The sequence below is a fragment of the Microcoleus sp. B3-D2 genome, from assembly GCF_036705345.1.
Taxonomy (GTDB): Bacteria; Cyanobacteriota; Cyanobacteriia; order Cyanobacteriales; family Microcoleaceae; genus Microcoleus.
Window position 1 is genome coordinate 1 of the sequence record NZ_JAUBUG010000072.1, and the last position, 18,941, is coordinate 18,941.

The following is an 18,941-nucleotide window of genomic DNA, read 5'->3' on the forward strand; positions in this document are numbered from 1 at the left end:
CTGTAGGTTTTAGGTACACTTTCTAGGTTGAGATTGCGTGTAATTTCGTATTCCTGCTTGTATCTGACTAACGAAGCTGGCATCGGATAATCTTGCTTGAGGAATTTGAGAATTACCCGTTGGTTGTCTTGCTTTCTCAATCCTCGGTAAACTAAAGAATTGTTACTTTCATGTATTTGGTTGGTAATCTCGTAGCCAGCTAAGTTAATCATCTTTGCAGCCTATTTTAATAATTAATACACATTTTTTTTAGCAATTATCAATTTGTAAGTAGATGTACCCTCTAATATAAAGACTAGCCTGCACTTTAAGGAAAATTTAAATTCCCAATAAAAAAATATTTATTTTTACATTTCTTAAAAAAAGTATAAATAAATATTTAGGTGAGGAGGGCGATCACAGCATCCTCCAAAAGCAGGCAGAACAGAGTGAAGGGATCTCGCCCTTGGTCTTCAGAGGAGATTTATACGGCTTGTTATAGTTACTATATCTATAGCCAGATATGGGGGGACTGGCGGGGGGTAAATTTGACTTTTGCAAGAACTCTAAAGAAGTTTATAGAGCAACTGCGATCGTGTAGAATCTGAAAAAATAATTTTAATGGAGTTTTGTTGCAAATGAAATTTTTGGCGATCGAAACACTAATTGTTAGTTCTATCCTTCTGTCAATCTCATCATTGTCCTCTGCTCAAAGTAATCAACAGGGCTCTACAATTCTCCCCACAGGAACTTACTACGCTCAAGGAACAATGTTCAATAACTCCCGTAGAGAGATTGCACATCAAAACAATAGAATCTGCATCAAGATCGTCGATGGCCCTGCAAATCCCTACAAAGGAATCGAATCTATCACAATTAGCAGCGTGTCTTTGGAAAATGGGAAATTCTATATTGATGCAACTGGCAAAGAGCTAGTATTAAAAAACAATGGAAAAGCATTCTCTGGCGACATTCGCGGTACATGGGAGTATAGAGGTACCTCGCCCGATCCAAGGAGTCAACCCATACAAGCTAAAAAAATGGCAGAATGTGTAGCTGCTCAAGGACGATATGTGCAGAAGATGGAAGGAATATCCATTTCAGGAATCGATTTTCCCAAGCATTAACCACGATCGAGATGGGTGGGGGCGAAACCAAAAGGTGCTCTGTGAGATGCAGTAATCGGTAATCGAAGTAAGGTGCGGAGTACGCACCCTACTTCATTAGGTTATGTGTCCAAGACTGTATCCTCAATCGCAAAGCAAACTCGGAGAAGTCAGCACAAACACATCCCTGGTTCCCACCCCTTCAGATTCCGGTTTAATCGGCGTCGTAAAGTGGAAAAACTCGTGGTCGTTAACTAACAGCAATTCCCCTGGCTGCAGAACTTTATTAAAAACAGGCTTCTCTTTTTTAGCCAAGTACAAATGCGTTTCCCCGCCTACAATATTAGTTCTGTCAACCGAGAAAATCCCAATAAAGTCAGTACCGTCTTGGTGAATGCCTTCCGGTGCGGGGTTGCCGAAATTGTGCGGCGAACAAGTTGTCCTGATTTGATGGATGCCGATTTCAGCTTCCGGGTGAATTTTGCAGGAATCGAAAAAAGCAAAAATCATCTGTTTGAAATTATCGAGGGCGATTAGCCGATCGTCCAATTCGGCAAATTCCCGCCTGATATCACCCACTAGCGGATTGTATGTTTTGCTTTGAAACAAATAGCCGTGAGGTAACTTAACTAACTCATCTCCGTTGACTGTAAACCGCGACAATCTCCTCGAACGATACTTACCTTTCACATACGGATCGACAGGCATATCGTCAAAAAATTCCTTGAAACCTTCTAGCTTAATCGAGTTTACTTTTTTGAAAGTAAACATGAAAGCATAATCCAAATGAATGGATTCTAATACCGTTTTCATATATTTTTCTCCATGAAGCCTTGCTCCCCTCTCTAATTTAGCCTTGAGGAGGTGTATGCTTCTACTCTAGCGCAGGTTTTTTGTATGTGTCGTAAAAGACACTACAAAAATTGCAAAGATATCGTAAAGCTTGCAAGATGAATCCGGGGGCTTGTTCTTTTTTTAATCCAAAATCCAAAATCTAAAATCTAAAATCGATTGACCGCTTTCACCAGCGACTGACAGGCGCGCAGGAAAACGGCAACATCGACCCCAAGTGTGACGTACTGAACGCCAGCATCAATCCACTCCTGGGCGATTTCGGGGTTGTCAGCAAAAGTACCCGCGGCTTTGCCTGCTTTGCGGATGGTTTGCACTGCCTCCTGCATCATGTCGATGACTCGGGGATCGCGGACTTGGCCGGGAATGCCGATCGACTGTGACAGATCGTAAGGCCCTAGAAAAATCACGTCCACCTCTGGGACAGTCACTATTTCTTCCAGGTTGTCGATGCCGCCTTTGCCTTCGACATGAATCACAACCAACGATTCTTCGTTGAGTTTGTCGGTGATATTTGTACCTGCGGCGGTGTAAAGTCCCGCCCGCGTAGCGAAGGAAAGGCCTCGCGTGCCCAGAGGACTGTATTTAGCGCTTTTGACAGCGGTTTCGGCATCGATTTTGCTTTCAATTTGAGGTACTTGAACGCCTGCACTGCCGATGTCAAGAGCTCGTTGAATTTGCGGCCCGTCGTTTTTGCGGACGCGAATAATCGGTGCAATTCCAGTGCAGTCGGCGGCGCGACACAAATCTTCAGCAGCAAGCGGGTTCAGGGGGCCGTGTTCCATATCGATAACGGCGAAATCGAATCCAGCGTGACCGCATATTTCCATGAATGCGGGATAAGCGCAGTTCATAAATAAACCGAGGACGGTTTCCCCTTGTTTAATTTTTTGTTTGAGTTGGTTTTGACGCATAAATTTGGAGTTTTTTTACCGCCGCTGACGACCGATGAACCTAAATTGTTTTTAATAAAACAGCTAAAATCTTGCTGTTACAAATTACTTTAGGTTAAGAGAATAGACAAAAACTTTGTAGCTGCTTTTGCTTCTCTTTTAAAAGGAATCAAGCATAAAAGCCAGCCAAAAATAAACATTCCTAAAATGGGTAAAAATATTGCTCCCACGGAGGGTTCGACTAACCAAGCAAATAAAGCAAACATTCCAATACTGCCAGTCGTCCACAGCCAAAGAATCAAAATTCCTATAACTATTTTATGTAAACTCATCCTAATTTTGATGGAACAACCGAACTGTTGAGTATGTATTTCTCCTTGTATAATTGGGAACAATAAATTTCGACCGATAATGATGCGATTGATTGTGAAGGTTTTGCCAGAAATCGTTCCTTCATAGGGTTTCGCAGGTGGCGGCCCAAAGGGTATAATTATTCTAACAACTTTGGGAGGAGTAACAACTTCGTCCAACCTGCGTAAAACCTCCGAAAAAGTTAAACTGGTGGTAATTGTTAAACTCTCAAAAGGAATCAATGACCTAAAAAATTTGACGATTTTGAGCATAAGGTAGAGCCGACTGTTCAATAGTTGTTGCTGGTATTAATGCCTCTTCTCTAAAAAAGTTTTCCCTGACAACACCGCGAAATACCAGTATACTGCAAAATAAACATTTAGATGGCATGAGTGTTTTTCGCGCTATGTCAAAATTAATTCCACAATCTCCGATGAAACTTCGACACTATCTATTTTTGCTCAAAGGTCGATCGATCCTTAGCCTCACCCTCGGCATAATTTCCGCGATAGGGAGCATTTCGCCAGTATTTGCCGCACCCCCCCGCAATCCCGACACTGCTGAAACTTGCGACATTCTAGTAGCAGGCGGCGGGCTCGCAGGCGCTGCTACCGCTTACGAAGGTTTGCTGGCGGGGCGCACAGTTTGCCTTACTGAAATTACTGACTGGGTAGGCGGTCAAATTTCCTCCCAGGGAACTTCCGCACTCGATGAAAGAGAGACTCAGCGATCGCTCTTATTTTACCCCCGCGGCTACCTCGAATTGCGGGGGCGGATCGAGGAACATTACGGCCGGCTAAATCCCGGAGGCTGTTGGGTTAGCTATTCGTGTTTCATGCCCTACGACGGTCACAAAATTCTATTTAACATCTTGCAGGATGCCGCTAGAAAAGGCAAAGGCACGCTGAAATGGTTTCCCAATACGGTTATTAAAGAACTAGCAATTACTCCTGCTGTGGCCGGCAATGCGGTTGGGGGCCAACAAATTAAAAGTGCGATCGCCATTCAACACAAACCCGCCGCCAACACGCCACCAGTCAACACCGAAACTCTTTCTCAAACTATCGAAGATGCCTATCGCTACGAAAATTCGCCGCGATTTAACAAAACTATTATTCAGTTTATTCCCAAACCACCTAACCAGTCAAATTCAAAACCTCAACCTGCTGATTGGTACGTTGTAGATGCCACCGAAACAGGCGAATTGATCGGACTTGCGGATGTTCCTTACCGCCTCGGAATTGACCCGCGTTCTCCTCTCGAACCTTCCTCCCCCAGCCCAACCGGCGACGCTTACTGCACTCAAGGTTTTACCTACACCTTTGCGATGCAAGCAACGAAGGAACCGCAGCAGCATCAAGTGCCGTCTTTTTATCAACAATACGCTCCTTACTACAGCTACGAATTGCAGAGATTGGCGAGCTTTCCCTTAGTTTTCACCTACCGCCAAATCAGGAGCATGAGACCGGATGAAAAGCGACCTTCAGACCCGAAGCAATTCCCGATTTATCCCGGGGATATTTCCATGCAAAACTGGACTTGGGGCAATGATTATCGTCCCGGTGCTGCCCAGGATAATTTAATTTATTCTCGCGAGCAGTTGGAAGAAGCAGGTCAACTGCAACCGGGGGGATGGATGGGCGGTTTGCGAACGGAAACTTTGCGAAAGGGAGAGGAAAATGCCAAAGGATTTTTCTACTGGCTGGTAACAGGAACTACTGACTCGCAGCTAGGAGAGGGAGTCAAAAAGCCTAATCCAAACAATCGTTTTTTGAGCGGGTTGGATTCGCCGATGGGGACGGTGCACGGACTTTCTAAATATCCTTATATGCGGGAGGGCCGGCGCATTATTGGGCGGCAGAGTTTCAATCAGCCTCAAGGTTTTACTGTGTGGGAAGTTGATATGTCTCGCACGGACTTTACGGCTGATTTTTACCGCCAGAATTTGTCGGAGGAAGAGTATCGCAATTTGTGGTTGGCTGTGGGTGGTTTGAATGCGCCGGCTTTGGCTGTGGGAAGTCAATCTGTTGAGGATACAAAATCGCGATCGCGCGCTACGATTTATCCTGATTCTGTGGGTATCGGTCATTATGCGATCGACTTTCACCCCTGCATGACCAACAGTCCGCCGGAAGCACCGGGAAATACCGAACGCGAAGGCACTCGCAAAGCTCAAGGGCAAGCTTACCCCTTCCAAATTCCGCTGCGGGCAATGATTCCTCAAAAAATTGACAATATGTTAGTAGCGGGTAAAAGTATTGCTGTTAGCCACACAGCGGCGGCTGCTTATCGAGTGCATTCTTTTGAATGGTCTGCCGGTGCAGCGGCGGGAGTTACGGCTGCTTTTTCCTTGGAAAAAGGGATTCTACCTTATGAATTAGTGGACGAATTGCCGTCCCGGGAGCCGAACTTGGAAGTGTTGCAGTTGCGGTTGCAACAAAATGCCAATCCGATCGCTTTTCCGGGTACTTCTATTTTCAATAGTTCGTGGCAAAATTGGAAATAATCGCAGTTGGTAATCTGTAGGGCGGGCAGGATGCCCGCCCTACAATAAAATTCACTCTTTGTAGAACTGGGTGGAACAGGCTTTCGGGCTTGTTCCTGACACCCGACAATTAACTGGTTACCAAGAAGAGCCTGCGAACCAGTATAAAATAACGAATAACAAAATAGCTGATAAACAGCAATTTGTCATCCATCTTTCGACAGAAGCAATCAGACACTGCTTTAGTTGGATAATATCAATAATCTCAAAAATATTCCCCCCTTCCCCTTCAAACTCGTCAAAGGTAACGGTCATGTCAACTGCACAGATAACCAGCCCCAATTCCAATAATTATGCCAAACAGTTACTTAGAACCTTAGTGGCAGTCAAAAAAGGGGACTTTTCAGTTCGGATGCCCATAGACCAGACCGGTCTAGCGGGGAAAATTGCTGACGAACTTAACGACATTATCGATCTCAATGAGAGAATGGCGGCCGAACTCGAGCGGATCGGCACAGTTGTCGGTAAAGAAGGCAAAATCGCCCAGCGGGCAACCATTGGCAGCGCCGAGGGGTCATGGGCAGCTAGCGTAAACTCTGTCAATACCCTAATTACAGATTTAGTGCAACCAACCTCTGAAACCGCCAGAGTAATTCGGGCCGTAGCAAAAGGGGATTTATCGCAAACTATCGCCTTAGAAATAGAAGACAGACCCCTCAAAGGAGAATTCCTCCAAACAGCGCAAATTGTCAACACAATGGTAGACCAATTGAGCTCCTTTGCGTCGGAAGTAACGCGGGTTGCTAGGGAAGTGGGAACCGAAGGGAAATTAGGCGTGCAAGCTGAAGTTAAAGGAGTTGCGGGAACCTGGAAAGATTTAACGGATTCAGTTAACTCGATGGCGGGGAATTTAACAGCACAAGTGCGTAACATTGCCGAAGTGACAACGGCGGTGGCAAATGGCGACTTGTCAAAAAAAATTACAGTAGATGTAAAAGGTGAAATTCTCGAACTGAAAAACACGATTAATATCATGGTGGATCAGTTGAGTTCCTTCGCATCTGAAGTAACGCGGGTGGCGAGAGAAGTGGGAACCGAAGGCAAATTAGGCGTGCAAGCTGAAGTGCGGGGAGTTGCAGGAACCTGGAAAGATTTAACGGATTCAGTTAACTCGATGGCCGGCAATCTTACCGCACAAGTGCGGAACATTGCCGACGTGACGACTGCTGTGGCAAATGGTGACTTATCTAAAAAAATTACTGTAGATGTTAAAGGTGAAATTCTGGAGTTAAAAAACACTATTAACATCATGGTGGATCAGTTAAATTCCTTCGCATCTGAAGTAACGCGGGTGGCGAGAGAAGTGGGTTCCGAAGGCAAACTCGGCGGTCAAGCAGAAGTTAAAGGAGTTGCCGGAACTTGGAAGGATTTAACGGATAGCGTTAACTTCATGGCAGGCAGTTTGACAGCACAAGTGCGGAACATCGCTGAAGTGACAACCGCTGTGGCCAAGGGCGATTTATCTAAGAAAATTACCGTAGATGTTAAAGGGGAAATTCTCGAACTCAAAAATACCGTCAACACGATGGTTGACCAGTTAAATTCCTTCGCATCTGAAGTAACCAGGGTTGCTAGGGAAGTGGGAAATGAAGGAAAATTAGGCGTACAAGCTGAAGTGCAGGAAGTAGCAGGAACCTGGAAAGATTTAACGGATTCAGTTAACTCAATGGCCGGAAATTTAACAGCACAAGTCCGCAACATTGCTGAGGTGACGACGGCTGTTGCTAACGGTGACTTATCTAAAAAAATTACGGTACAGGTTAAAGGAGAAATTTTAGAACTGAAAAACACCATTAACGTGATGGTGGATCAGCTTAATTCCTTCGCTTCGGAAGTAACGCGGGTGGCGAGAGAAGTGGGTTCCGAAGGTAAACTCGGCGGTCAAGCGGATGTCCGAGGCGTAGCAGGAACTTGGAAGGATTTAACGGATTCAGTTAATTTTATGGCGGGTAGTTTGACAGAGCAAGTACGGAATATTGCGGCTGTTACGACTGCTGTGGCAAATGGCGACTTATCTAAGAAAATTACCGTCGATGTAAAAGGTGAAATTCTTGAACTGAAGAACACCGTCAACACGATGGTGGATCAGTTAAATTCCTTTGCTTCGGAAGTAACCAGGGTGGCTAGGGAAGTGGGAACCGAAGGGAAATTAGGGGTGCAAGCAGAAGTTAAAGGAGTTGCTGGAACTTGGAAAGATTTAACGGATTCAGTTAACTCGATGGCGGGGAATTTAACAGCACAAGTGCGTAACATTGCCGAAGTGACAACGGCGGTGGCAAATGGCGACTTGTCGAAGAAAATTACAGTAGATGTAAAAGGTGAAATTCTCGAACTGAAAAACACGATTAACATCATGGTGGATCAGTTGAGTTCCTTCGCATCAGAAGTAACCAGAGTTGCTAGGGAAGTGGGAACGGAAGGTAAATTAGGTGTGCAAGCTTACGTGCGGGGTGTAGGGGGAACTTGGAAAGATTTAACCGACAACGTAAACTTGATGGCGGGGAATTTGACGGCGCAGGTGCGGAATATTGCGGAAGTGACGAAAGCGGTGGCAAATGGCGATTTGTCTAAGAAAATCACCGTGGATGTTAAAGGCGAAATTCTGGAGTTGAAAGACACTATTAACGTGATGGTGGATCAGCTTAATTCCTTCGCTTCTGAGGTAACGCGGGTGGCGCGGGAGGTGGGAACTGAGGGTAAATTGGGCGGTCAAGCTGAGGTGAAAGGAGTTGCGGGAACTTGGAAAGATTTAACCGACAACGTAAACTCGATGGCGGGGAATTTGACAGCGCAAGTGCGGGGTATTGCTAAGGTTGTGACGGCGGTGGCGAATGGCGATTTGAAGCGCAAATTAATGCTGGAAGCTAAGGGAGAAATTGCGACTCTGGCAGATACGATTAACGAGATGATTGATACGCTGGCGACGTTTGCCGATCAAGTTACTACCGTGGCGCGGGAGGTGGGAATTGAAGGGAAATTGGGCGGCCAGGCCAAGGTTCCGGGCGCGGCGGGGACGTGGCGAGATTTGACGGATAATGTGAATGAATTGGCGGCGAATTTGACTACTCAGTTGCGGGCGATCGCCGAAGTGGCAATTGCTGTTACCAGAGGCGATTTAACGAGGTCAATTTCCGTCGCCACGGAAGGAGAAGTTGCCATTGTTAAGGACAACATTAACCAGATGATCGCCAATCTCCGGGAGACTACGCAGAAAAATACTGAGCAAGATTGGCTGAAAACAAACCTTGCTAAGTTCACTAGAATGCTACAAGGTCAGCGGGATTTAGAAACTGTTTCTAAACTAATTCTCTCAGAATTGACGCCGCTGGTGTCTGCTCAGCATGGCGTCTTCTTTATGATGGAAGCTGTCGAACACGATCCGTTTCTCAAACTGTTAAGTACCTACGCATACCGCGAACGGAAGCATCTGGGCAATAGATTTAATTTAGGCGAAGGTTTGGTAGGACAGTGCGCCCTGGAAAAGGAACGCATACTGTTGACAGAAGTGCCAGAAAACTACGTTAAAATTTGCTCTGGACTGGGAGAATCTACGCCGCTGAATGTGGTGGTTTTACCCGTACTATTTGAGGGACAAGTAACGGCAGTAATCGAGTTAGCTTCGTTCCGCCGCTTCAGCGAAATACACTTGACATTCCTCGACCAACTTACAGAAAGTATCGCCATTGTCTTAAATACAATTGCGGCTAGTATGCGGACGGAAGAGTTGCTGAAACAGTCACAGTCTTTGGCAGAAGAGTTACAAACTCAGCAAAAAGAACTAACGGAAACTAACAAGCGTCTTGAACAACAAGCGCAGTCACTCCGCGCATCTGAGGAACTGTTGAAGAGTCAGCAGGAAGAGTTGCAACAAACGAATGAAGAACTAGAAGAACAAGCTGAATTGCTAGCGCTGCAAAATAAGGAAGTTGAGCGGAAAAACCGAGATATCGAACAGGCGAGGGGGTTGTTGGAAGAAAGAGCCGAACAATTGGCTCTAACTTCTAAGTATAAGTCGGAGTTTCTGGCAAATATGTCTCACGAGTTGCGAACTCCGCTAAATTCGCTGTTGATTCTGGCTCGATTGCTTTCTGACAATACTGAAGGCAATTTGACTCAGAAGCAAGTTGAATACACGCGCACAATTTACTCGGCGGGAAATGATTTGCTGGGGCTGATTAATGACATCTTGGATCTCGCTAAGATTGAATCGGGCACGATGTCGGTGGAAATTGAGCAAGTGTTGTTTACGGACTTGCGAGATCATTTGGATCGGACTTTCCGCCAAATCGCCCAGGATAAGAAGTTGAGTTTTAAAATAGAGCTTGAGGCTGGGTTGCCAAAAGGCCTCTATACTGATGCTAAAAGGCTGCAACAAGTTTTGAAGAATCTCCTCTCTAATGCGTTTAAGTTTACAGAGCGAGGTGAGGTGAAATTGCGTGCCGAAGTAGCGCGGGAAGGGTGGAGTTTAGAGATAGAAAGTTTAAGGAGTTCCCCTACTGTTTTGGCTTTCTCAGTTAGCGATACCGGGATTGGGATTTCTGCTGAAAAACACAGGGTTATTTTTGAGGCTTTCCAACAAGCAGATGGTAGCACTAGCCGCAAATACGGGGGCACGGGTTTGGGTTTGTCAATTAGTAGAGAAATCGCTAATTTGCTAGGCGGAGAAATTAAATTGACAAGTAGCCCTGGTGAGGGTAGTAGGTTCACGCTTTATCTGCCACAAACTTACCAAGAATCGCGAATAATAATCACTGATACGGGCTCGGGAACGGGCAAGCAAACGCCTCAATTACCCTCTGCTAATTCTCCCGCACTTCCTTTGCCGAATTTCCACTTGCCGATCGCGCCTTACCCCTCACCTTTAATCTCTGATGATCGAGAAAATATTGAGAGTGACGATCGCGTGCTTTTGATTATTGAAGATGATGTAAACTTCGCTCGAATTCTGTTGGATATGGCGCAGGAACAGGGTTTTAAAGGTTTGGTGGCTTTGCGGAGCGATATCGGTTTGGCGATGGCGCGAGAGTTCAAGCCAACTGCGATTATGCTGGATCTAAATTTGCCTGTGATGGATGGCTGGACAGTGCTCGATCGCTTGAAGCACGACCCAACTACGCGCCACATTCCGGTTCACATTGTATCAGTTGAAGAAGGGCGGCAGCGCAGTTTGCAGTTAGGGGCGATCGCCTACTTACAAAAGCCAGTCAGTCGCGAAGCATTGAGCAAAGCTTTGACTGATATTAAGGGGTTTGTGGAGCGGCCAGTGAAGAATTTGCTAGTCGTGGAAGACGACGAAACACAGCGTCTGAGCATTGTGGATTTAATCGGCAATCACGATGTTTCTACAACGGCTGTGGGGAGTGGTGCAGAGGCGCTAGCAATTTTGAAATCGGGGCATTTTGACTGCGTTGTACTCGATTTGGGACTACCAGATATGACTGGTTTTGAACTGATCGATCGGATCAAGCAAGAGGCTACTTTGAAAAGTCTGCCGATTATTATTTATACGGGCAAAGAGTTGACAAGATCCGAAGAAACTCAACTCAAGCGCATGGCGGAAACAATCATTGTTAAAGATGTGCGATCGCCGGAACGTTTGTTAGATGAAACAGCTTTGTTTTTGCACCGAGTCCAAGCAAATTTGCCGGAACCAAAGCGCCAAATGCTAGAGCAACTGTATCAAACAGATTCGACGCTCGCGGGCAAAACAGTCTTGATTGTTGACGACGATATGCGGAATATTTTCGCCCTCACGAGTATGCTGGAGCGCCATAAAATGAAGATTGAGTATGCTGAGAATGGGAGAGAGGGCATTGCTAAATTGCAAAATACGCCTGACATAAATATTGTGTTGATGGACGTGATGATGCCAGAGATGGACGGTTACGAAACAATGGAAGCAATTCGTAATATGCCTCAATTTGCTTCGTTGCCAATGATTGCTCTTACTGCGAAAGCTATGAAGGGCGATCGGGAAAAATGTATCGAAGCTGGTGCGTCTGACTACATTACCAAACCTGTTGATACGGAACAGTTGCTCTCGCTGCTGCGTGTCTGGCTTTATCGATAATGGAAGTCAGTTGTCAGTTGGCAGTTGACTGTTGGCAGTTGTTAGTTATTAGTTGTCAACAGTCAACAGTCAACAGTCAGCAGTCAGCAGTCAACAGTCAACAGTCAACAGTCAACAGTCAACAGTCAACAGTCAACAGTCAACAGTCAACAGTCAACAATGCCCAATAACTAATTAGTCATTAAAAATGCCCGAAAGCCATGAACTTGAAACAATCGAAATTCAACTCCTACTAGAGGGAATGTTTCGCTATTACGGATTTGATTTTCGCAATTATGCTCTTGCCTCTCTCAAGCGCCGTATTTGGAACACTATTCGCTCGGAACGACTCACTACTGTCTCTGCACTTCAGGAAAAGGTACTTCACAATCCTGCTTACCTAGACCGTTTACTGCTGGACATTTCTGTCAATGTAACGGCGATGTTTCGCGATCCCAGCTTTTACAATAGTTTCAGAAATAAAGTGGTGCCGCTACTGCGTACTTATCCTTTTATTCGGATTTGGCACGCTGGATGTTCAACGGGAGAAGAAGTCTATTCTATGGCAATCTTGCTGCAAGAAGAAGGACTGTATGACCGTTGTCGGATTTACGCTACGGACATGAATGAATTAGTTTTGAAAACAGCCAAAACAGGGATATACCCGCTGAAACAAATGAAAGAATATACGCAACTCTACCACCAAGCGGGGGGCAAGAAAGCGTTTTCTGAGTATTACACTGCTGCTTATGAAAATGCGATTTTTCGCTCTTCACTTAAAGATAATATTGTCTTTGCTCACCACAACCTAGCAACGGATAATTCTTTTAATGAGTTTAATGTTATTTTATGCCGTAATGTGATGATTTATTTTAACTCACACCTCCAAGAGCGGGTACACAAGCTTTTTTATGAGAGCCTAACAATGTTTGGAGTTTTGGGACTAGGACATCAGGAGTCTATGACTTTTACACCTTATGAAAAATACTATGAACCAATTGAAAGTAGTGAGAAAATCTACCGAAGAGTTAAATAAAAAAAATTTTGAAATAGTGGTTGTTGGCACGTCTTTGGGAGGGCTAGAGGCTCTGACTGTGCTGCTGGCAAATTTGCCACAAAGCTTTCCTTTGCCTGTAGTTATTGTCCAACACCGCCATAAGAGTTCTCAGAATAGGCTGACTTATTTTTTACAAAAGCAAAGCTCTCTCCAAATCACAGAGGCCCAAGACAAAGAGGAGATCGTACCTGGACGGGTTTACTTGGCTCCTGCTGACTATCACTTGCTAATAGAATCGCCCTCTGACGAGGAGTTTAGCCTGTATGAAAACGACTTTACAGAAGGGGGGAGCGTGGCAGCGGAGCCAATCCACAATTCAAAATCCCCAATCCCCAATCGCGGAACTCCTAAATTTGCACTATCAACTGAGGCTCCTGTCAGCTACGCGCGGCCCTCAATCGATGTGCTGTTTGAGTCTGCTGCGGATGCCTTTGGGGAGAAAGTTATCGGCATAATTTTAACGGGAGCTAATTCGGATGGCAGTAAAGGGCTGGCAAAAATTAAAGCTGAGGGAGGATTGACATTTGTGGAGGAACCGGCTTCAGCTCTATGCCCGGCCATGCCAGCGTCGGCGATCGCAAATGTTGAAGTAGACTGGATTTTACCCCTCTCTAAAATCGCTCCCTGTTTAGTCAATTTGCTAAGTAAGAATTAAAGATTAAAAAAATTATGAATCTGCAGTCCCCCCATCGAGTAAATGTCCTTTTAGTTGACGATCGCCCAGAAAATTTGGTAGCTCTAGAAGCTATCCTCAACAGCCCCTCTTATCATCTAGTACAAGCTAATTCGGGCGCGGAGGCTCTGAGATGTCTGCTTAATGAAGATTTTGCGGTAATTTTGCTTGATGTGCAGATGCCGGGAATGGATGGATTTGAGACAGCAACATTGATTCGCTCTAGAGATCGATCGCGAGCGACTCCGATTATTTTTATCACAGCATTCAGCAGTAATGACACCCACGTGTTTAAAGGTTATTCTCTGGGCGCGGTGGATTACCTGTTCAAACCCTTAGAACCGGAAATATTGACCTCGAAGGTGCAGGTATTTGTGGAATTGTTCCAAAAAACAGTCGAGGTGAAGCAGCAAGCAACACAGTTAGCTGCGGTTAATAGTGAACTAAGGAAAAGTGAAGAGCGGTTTCGCACTTTGTGTGCTTGTTCACCACTGGGAATTTACTTAGCTGACGTTGAAGGCCGCTGTACTTACATCAACCCGCGTTGTCAAGCGATTTGCGGGTTAACTTTGGAGGAAAGTTTGGCAGAGGTTTGGCAGCGGGAAGTTCATCCAGAAGATCGCGATCGCGTAGTAGCAGATTGGTTAGCTTGGATTAAAGAAAGCCAGGAATATTCTAACGAGTTTCGATTAGCTGGTAGCGAAACTGTGCGGTGGATTCACGTGCAGTCGTCGCCAATGTTTTCGGATTTTGGACAACTGATCGGTCACGTGGGCACGGTTAGAGATGTCACAGACCGCAAGCAAGCAGAGGAAGAACGCGGCAGACTAATCCGCGAACAAGTGGCGCGGCAAGAAGCGGAGAGAGCTAACCAGATGAAGGATGAATTTCTAGCTATTCTCTCTCACGAACTCCGTACTCCTTTAAATGCAATTCTCGGCTGGTCTAGGCTGCTTCGCTGCAAAACATTTGACCAAGAAACTATTGATAAAGCCCTAGAAACAATTGAGCGCAATGCTAAATCTCAAGCTCAACTCATCGAAGATATTTTAGATGTTTCGCGGATTCTGCGGGGAAAAATAAATTTAAATATGCATCCGATTCGGTTGGAATCTGTGATCAAGTTGGCAATAGATTCATTGCAGCCGCTGACTGAGGAAAAATCAATAGTCCTAGAATTAACGTGCAGTCCAAATGTAGGTGAAGTGATCGGCGATTTCGATCGCTTGCAGCAAATTGTGTGGAATTTGCTGTCAAATGCGATTAAGTTTACTCCGCAAGAGGGTAAAGTAGAAGTGCGGTTAGAGTCAGTTGGAGATGAGGCTCAAATTCAGATAATTGATAGCGGCATTGGTATCGCTCCTGATTTTTTGCCTTATGTTTTCGATCGCTTCCGCCAAGCTGATAGCAGCACAACTAGGTCTTACGGGGGTTTGGGACTGGGATTGGCGATCGTCCGTCACTTGGTGGAACTGCACGGCGGTAAGGTGGATGCAGAGAATAATCCGGGCGAGGGTGCGAAATTTACGGTGGTTCTACCTATTGCTCAGAGGAAGACCCGAGGTGCAGAGGATGATTGGTCGCCGCTCAATGAGGCGACAGAGACTCTCCCCACTCTGGCTAATTTGCAATTGCTGGTGGTGGATGATGACGATGACACGCGGGAGTTTTTGATTGCTTTACTCGAGGACGAAGGAGCTATGGTGCGATCGGCGGCATCGGTGGCCGGGGCTCTAAATGCACTAGAGAGTTATTGGCCGGATCTGCTGCTGAGCGACATTGGAATGCCGGAAGCAGACGGTTATGAGTTGATCGCCCGGGTGAGAGAAATGGAAAGGCTCAGGGGTGGAAAGATGCCTGCGATCGCCCTGACGGCCTACGCCAGAGAGGAAGAGCGGCAGCAAGCGCTGGAAGCTGGTTTCCAGATGCACTTATCTAAACCAGTTGAGCTAACTAAGTTAATTGCCGCAATTGCTAACCTCACAGGAAGGCTCGGAAATCCCGAGCAGACGGACTCGGCGGTTTCAACCGCTTTGTTGACCCCCCAATCCCGTGCCGATTAGTGAGAAAAATATTAAGCTAGCTTAAAGGACAAGCGATCGACAGTTCGGAACAAGACATTCGTTTTTCCACAAAAAACTGGATATTTGCCGTTTTTTTGCTTCAACCTGCCGTCAAAGTACAAAATTACCCGCCAATCAATACGTCAGGAACCTCAGCCTAAAGGCATGAGGCTTGAAAGAGAAATCTAACAAGCCATTCTGACCAGCCTAAGTCTTAACTGACTACGTTTTTTGAGTCACGACACCCTGGGATGCGAAGCTAGTCCCTTGCTCTGTCGCTAGTGGTTAAACAGTTCTAAGGTCACTGGAACAGTGCTGCTAGCCTAACAAGCTCACTAAACATTGGCGAAGCTAACTTTACCCCAGAAATGGGAGATTGAGGACAACCATATCCTCACGGGGGGGCAACCATACCCCCCTACCCCGCAAGGGGATTCAATTCAATGTAAAGCCGTCCTGTAAGGACGGGGTTTCAGACTCAAGGACTTTTGATGAATATTTTTAGCAGTCTGCTTTCTAGCCCAACTCAAGCACCCCAAGTCAAAAAACAGCGTCGAGGCATTGAAATTAAGTCGGAACGCGAAATCGAAATTATGCGACAGGCAGGGAAAATCGTTGCAACGGTGCTCAAAGAAATTTCCCTAATGGTAAAACCGGGAATGACTACTGCTGATTTGGATGCTTATGCCGAAAAACGCATCCGCGAAATGGGTGCAACTCCCAGTTTTAAAGGCTATCACGGTTTCACGGGATCGATTTGCTCTAGCATTAATAACGAAGTTGTTCACGGCATCCCCAGCGCCAAAAAAGTAATTCGGGCAGGAGATGTTCTCAAGGTAGATACTGGGGCATATTATCAAGGTTTTCACGGCGATTCTTGCATTACGATCGCAGTTGTGGAAGTGACTCCCGAATCGGCAAAATTAATCCGAGTCGCAGAAGAAGCTCTCTACAAAGGCATCGAACAAGTGAAGGCGGGAGCCTATTTGCTCGCTCTGGCTGGTGCGATCGAAGATCATGTCAAAAGCAACGGTTTTAGCATCGTTGAGGAGTTTACCGGCCACGGTGTCGGGCGAAATTTGCACGAGGAACCGTCGGTTTTCAATTTCCGCACGCGGGAAATGCCGAACGTGAAATTGCGAGCCGGCATGACATTGGCGATCGAACCAATTCTGAATGCCGGTTCTAAGTACACTCGGACGCTTTCTGACAAGTGGACTGCTGTAACCGTTGACAATGCTATGTCGGCTCAGTTTGAGCATACTGTGTTGGTGACAGAAACTGGTTATGAAATTTTGACAGATCGTTCAAAAGTTTAAGTTGAAGGGTTCAACAATAATTTTGAGTTTTGAGTTTCGAGTTTTGAATTAAAGATTTAAGAACTTTTTAATCGTTAGATCAAAACCTAACTCAAAGCTCTTGAGTTGAACAACAATTTTTTAACTTCCTTCGAGGGATAGAGTGACAAGAAGAGTTAAATACGGCTAAATTTAAAAATAGTGGTAAAGCGTAAGGGTAACAACTATGTCAGCACGATTATTATTGGTAGATGATGAACCGGGCTTGCGGGAAGCAGTACAAGCTTATTTGGAAGATAGCGATTTCGCGGTTGAGGTGGCCAGTAATGCTCGGGATGGGTGGGAACTCTTGCAGCAGACTAATCCGGATTTGGTGATTTCAGACATTATGATGCCCCAGGTGGACGGTTATCAATTTCTCAAGCAAGTGCGGGAAGATCCTCGCTATAAAGCTTTGCCGGTGGTGTTTTTGACGGCTAAGGGGATGACGAGCGATCGCATTCAAGGCTATCAAGCAGGCTGCGATGCTTATCTTTCTAAGCCCTTCGATCCCGACGAATTAGTAGCAATAGTAACCAATTTGCTGGCCCGCCGCGCGGCTGCTAAGGAGACGAGCGAAAATGCTGAAAGTCCAGATATTGCTGCTTTGACAAGCCAAATGGCGAGAATTGAGTCTTTGCTGAGCGGGCGGAGTTCGATCGCCCAAAGTCCTTCGCCGATTAAAATTGATTTGACTCCGCGAGAACAAAGTGTTTTGGATTTGGTTGCTCAAGGTTTGATGAATAAGGAAATTGCCCGCCGCTTGGAAACTAGCGTCCGCAATGTGGAAAAGTACGTCAGCCGTTTGTTTAGCAAGACGGGTACTAACAGCCGTACTGAGTTGGTTCGCTTCGCTCTCGAACACGGCTTGACGAAATAGGAGCCCTCTCGACTTGGCTGGAGGCTGTGCCTCGCCGAGCTGCGTTATATCATTTCCGGTTACACCGGAATCATGTTGACGGTTGACGGTTGACGGTTCACTGTTCACTGTCAACAGTCAACCGTCAACAGTGAACTCGAATTTACTATTCCGATGCTAACGGATTTGATATTACCAGGCTCTTCCTGGTAACGAGAATTATGAAAAAACTTAGAAATGTTAAGATATAAGTATTGACAGATATCCGGTGGCTGTGGTATATCACATCAGCTTGCTGGTGGCAGCGCGGGAGTGCGAAAACTGGTGTGCGATCGAACTTCTCACCCACTTTGCTTTGAGTCTGAGATGAACATTGGCAAAGCCTGGGGAATTACTTAACGGGAAAACCTGACTGTTTAAGAGTTTTCACGTAGTAAATAGAAAGGCAAACAGTTGACCGGATATGCTCCGTTAAGCAAACTTGCCGCGAAGAGTCAGATAAGGTTATATCCTGTGGAAAAACAAGTCACTATTAATTAATGACTCTGCTCAAAAACGGATACTTGCGAACCGCAGGAGTGGTAAGTAGCCCACAATTTTAGACCCTAGTTCAAGCTCTCAGATTCATCTGTGGACTAAATCTAAAATCTAAAATCTAAAATCGACTCACAGCGCTCTAAAGTAGCGGCGGATGTTGAATGTATAGCAGCACCAAAGTTTGGTTTATATCAGGAGGATACCATGAGGAAAATCACGGCGCGACAAACAATAAGTGCCATAGTAGCACTGCCGATCCTACTAATGGCCAATACAACTCAAGCTGTTGCCGCTGATACCAGTCAGAAAATAGATCCCATTAAGAAAGTTTCGGATTTGGGCGATGAGCTTGATTTTGATATGGTCGCACCAACAACAATCAGCATTGAAGAAAGCGAGGATTGGGATGAACCTGATTTTACAGCTACTTTAGATATGGAGATTAGTAAATTTATGACAAACAATCTTCAAGCTGTAATTGATGAGCCGCCGCCGGTAGTTTATCTCAGTGCGGCGAGGGGCCAGTCAACCCGGGCCTGCCGGATTTCGGGGATCTGCGAATAACTGAATCGGATTGGGGCGATCGACTCTTTTGCTGGGTACAATTGGAGCGATCGTAAAGATTTCAGTAAAATCAGGT

The 18,941-nt window shown here is 45.7% G+C and carries 14 protein-coding genes; 10 read left to right on the forward strand and 4 right to left on the reverse strand.

Features of this window, described 5'->3' with window-relative positions:
- On the reverse strand, window positions 1-212 hold a 212-nt coding region (locus tag QUB14_RS22875; RefSeq protein ID WP_333219640.1), incomplete at its 3' end, for a hypothetical protein.
- 405 nt (window positions 213-617) lie between these two features.
- Between QUB14_RS22875 and QUB14_RS22880 the strand changes: the two genes are divergently transcribed.
- Complete coding sequence (locus QUB14_RS22880; RefSeq protein ID WP_333219638.1) at window positions 618-1,106, forward strand: hypothetical protein; 489 nt, start codon at window positions 618-620, stop codon at window positions 1,104-1,106.
- A 123-nt stretch (window positions 1,107-1,229) separates the two neighbouring features.
- On the opposite strand, the gene QUB14_RS22885 is transcribed toward QUB14_RS22880, so the two are convergent.
- The 3 genes from QUB14_RS22885 to QUB14_RS22895 all read right to left on the reverse strand — a co-directional run bounded on the left by QUB14_RS22885 (window position 1,230) and on the right by QUB14_RS22895 (window position 3,453).
- The gene (locus QUB14_RS22885; RefSeq protein WP_333183333.1) at window positions 1,230-1,898 is read right to left on the reverse strand and encodes a 2OG-Fe dioxygenase family protein; all 669 of its coding nucleotides are present in this window, start codon (window positions 1,896-1,898) and stop codon (window positions 1,230-1,232) included.
- Between the two features lie 188 nt (window positions 1,899-2,086).
- Complete coding sequence (locus QUB14_RS22890; protein ID WP_333219636.1) at window positions 2,087-2,851, reverse strand: aldolase/citrate lyase family protein; 765 nt, start codon at window positions 2,849-2,851, stop codon at window positions 2,087-2,089.
- Between the two features lie 89 nt (window positions 2,852-2,940).
- Entirely contained in the window at window positions 2,941-3,453 is a 513-nt protein-coding gene (locus tag QUB14_RS22895; RefSeq protein WP_333219635.1) for a hypothetical protein, read from the reverse strand.
- A 161-nt stretch (window positions 3,454-3,614) separates the two neighbouring features.
- Here QUB14_RS22895 and QUB14_RS22900 point away from each other — a divergent pair, with 161 nt between their 5' ends.
- The 9 genes from QUB14_RS22900 (at window position 3,615) to QUB14_RS22940 (ending at window position 18,865) form a co-directional block, all read left to right on the forward strand.
- On the forward strand, window positions 3,615-5,687 hold the full coding sequence (locus tag QUB14_RS22900) for an FAD-dependent oxidoreductase (RefSeq protein ID WP_333219633.1): 2,073 nt from the start codon (window positions 3,615-3,617) through the stop codon (window positions 5,685-5,687).
- A gap of 391 nt (window positions 5,688-6,078) precedes the next feature.
- On the forward strand, window positions 6,079-11,796 hold the full coding sequence (locus QUB14_RS22905; protein ID WP_333297329.1) for a HAMP domain-containing protein: 5,718 nt from the start codon (window positions 6,079-6,081) through the stop codon (window positions 11,794-11,796).
- The gene (locus QUB14_RS22910; protein WP_333219628.1) at window positions 11,796-11,966 is read left to right on the forward strand and encodes a hypothetical protein; all 171 of its coding nucleotides are present in this window, start codon (window positions 11,796-11,798) and stop codon (window positions 11,964-11,966) included. The genes QUB14_RS22905 and QUB14_RS22910 overlap by 1 nt, the downstream gene beginning before the upstream one ends.
- A gap of 17 nt (window positions 11,967-11,983) precedes the next feature.
- On the forward strand, window positions 11,984-12,811 hold the full coding sequence (locus QUB14_RS22915) for a protein-glutamate O-methyltransferase CheR (RefSeq protein WP_333219626.1): 828 nt from the start codon (window positions 11,984-11,986) through the stop codon (window positions 12,809-12,811).
- Window positions 12,765-13,487: a chemotaxis protein CheB gene (locus tag QUB14_RS22920; protein WP_333219624.1), complete on the forward strand. Its 723-nt coding sequence runs from the start codon at window positions 12,765-12,767 to the stop codon at window positions 13,485-13,487. The genes QUB14_RS22915 and QUB14_RS22920 overlap by 47 nt, the downstream gene beginning before the upstream one ends.
- Window positions 13,488-13,501: 14 nt before the next feature.
- Window positions 13,502-15,568: a response regulator gene (locus tag QUB14_RS22925; RefSeq protein ID WP_333219622.1), complete on the forward strand. Its 2,067-nt coding sequence runs from the start codon at window positions 13,502-13,504 to the stop codon at window positions 15,566-15,568.
- Window positions 15,569-16,059: 491 nt separating this feature from the next.
- Window positions 16,060-16,887 carry a type I methionyl aminopeptidase gene (map, locus tag QUB14_RS22930; RefSeq protein ID WP_333219620.1) on the forward strand — a complete coding sequence of 276 codons (828 nt, stop codon included), beginning with the start codon at window positions 16,060-16,062 and terminating at the stop codon, window positions 16,885-16,887.
- Between the two features lie 205 nt (window positions 16,888-17,092).
- A complete protein-coding gene (locus tag QUB14_RS22935; RefSeq protein ID WP_190663224.1) occupies window positions 17,093-17,785 on the forward strand; it encodes a response regulator transcription factor in 693 nt (230 codons plus the stop codon).
- Window positions 17,786-18,565: 780 nt separating this feature from the next.
- Window positions 18,566-18,865: a hypothetical protein gene (locus QUB14_RS22940; protein WP_333219618.1), complete on the forward strand. Its 300-nt coding sequence runs from the start codon at window positions 18,566-18,568 to the stop codon at window positions 18,863-18,865.
- Window positions 18,866-18,941 lie beyond the last annotated feature (76 nt).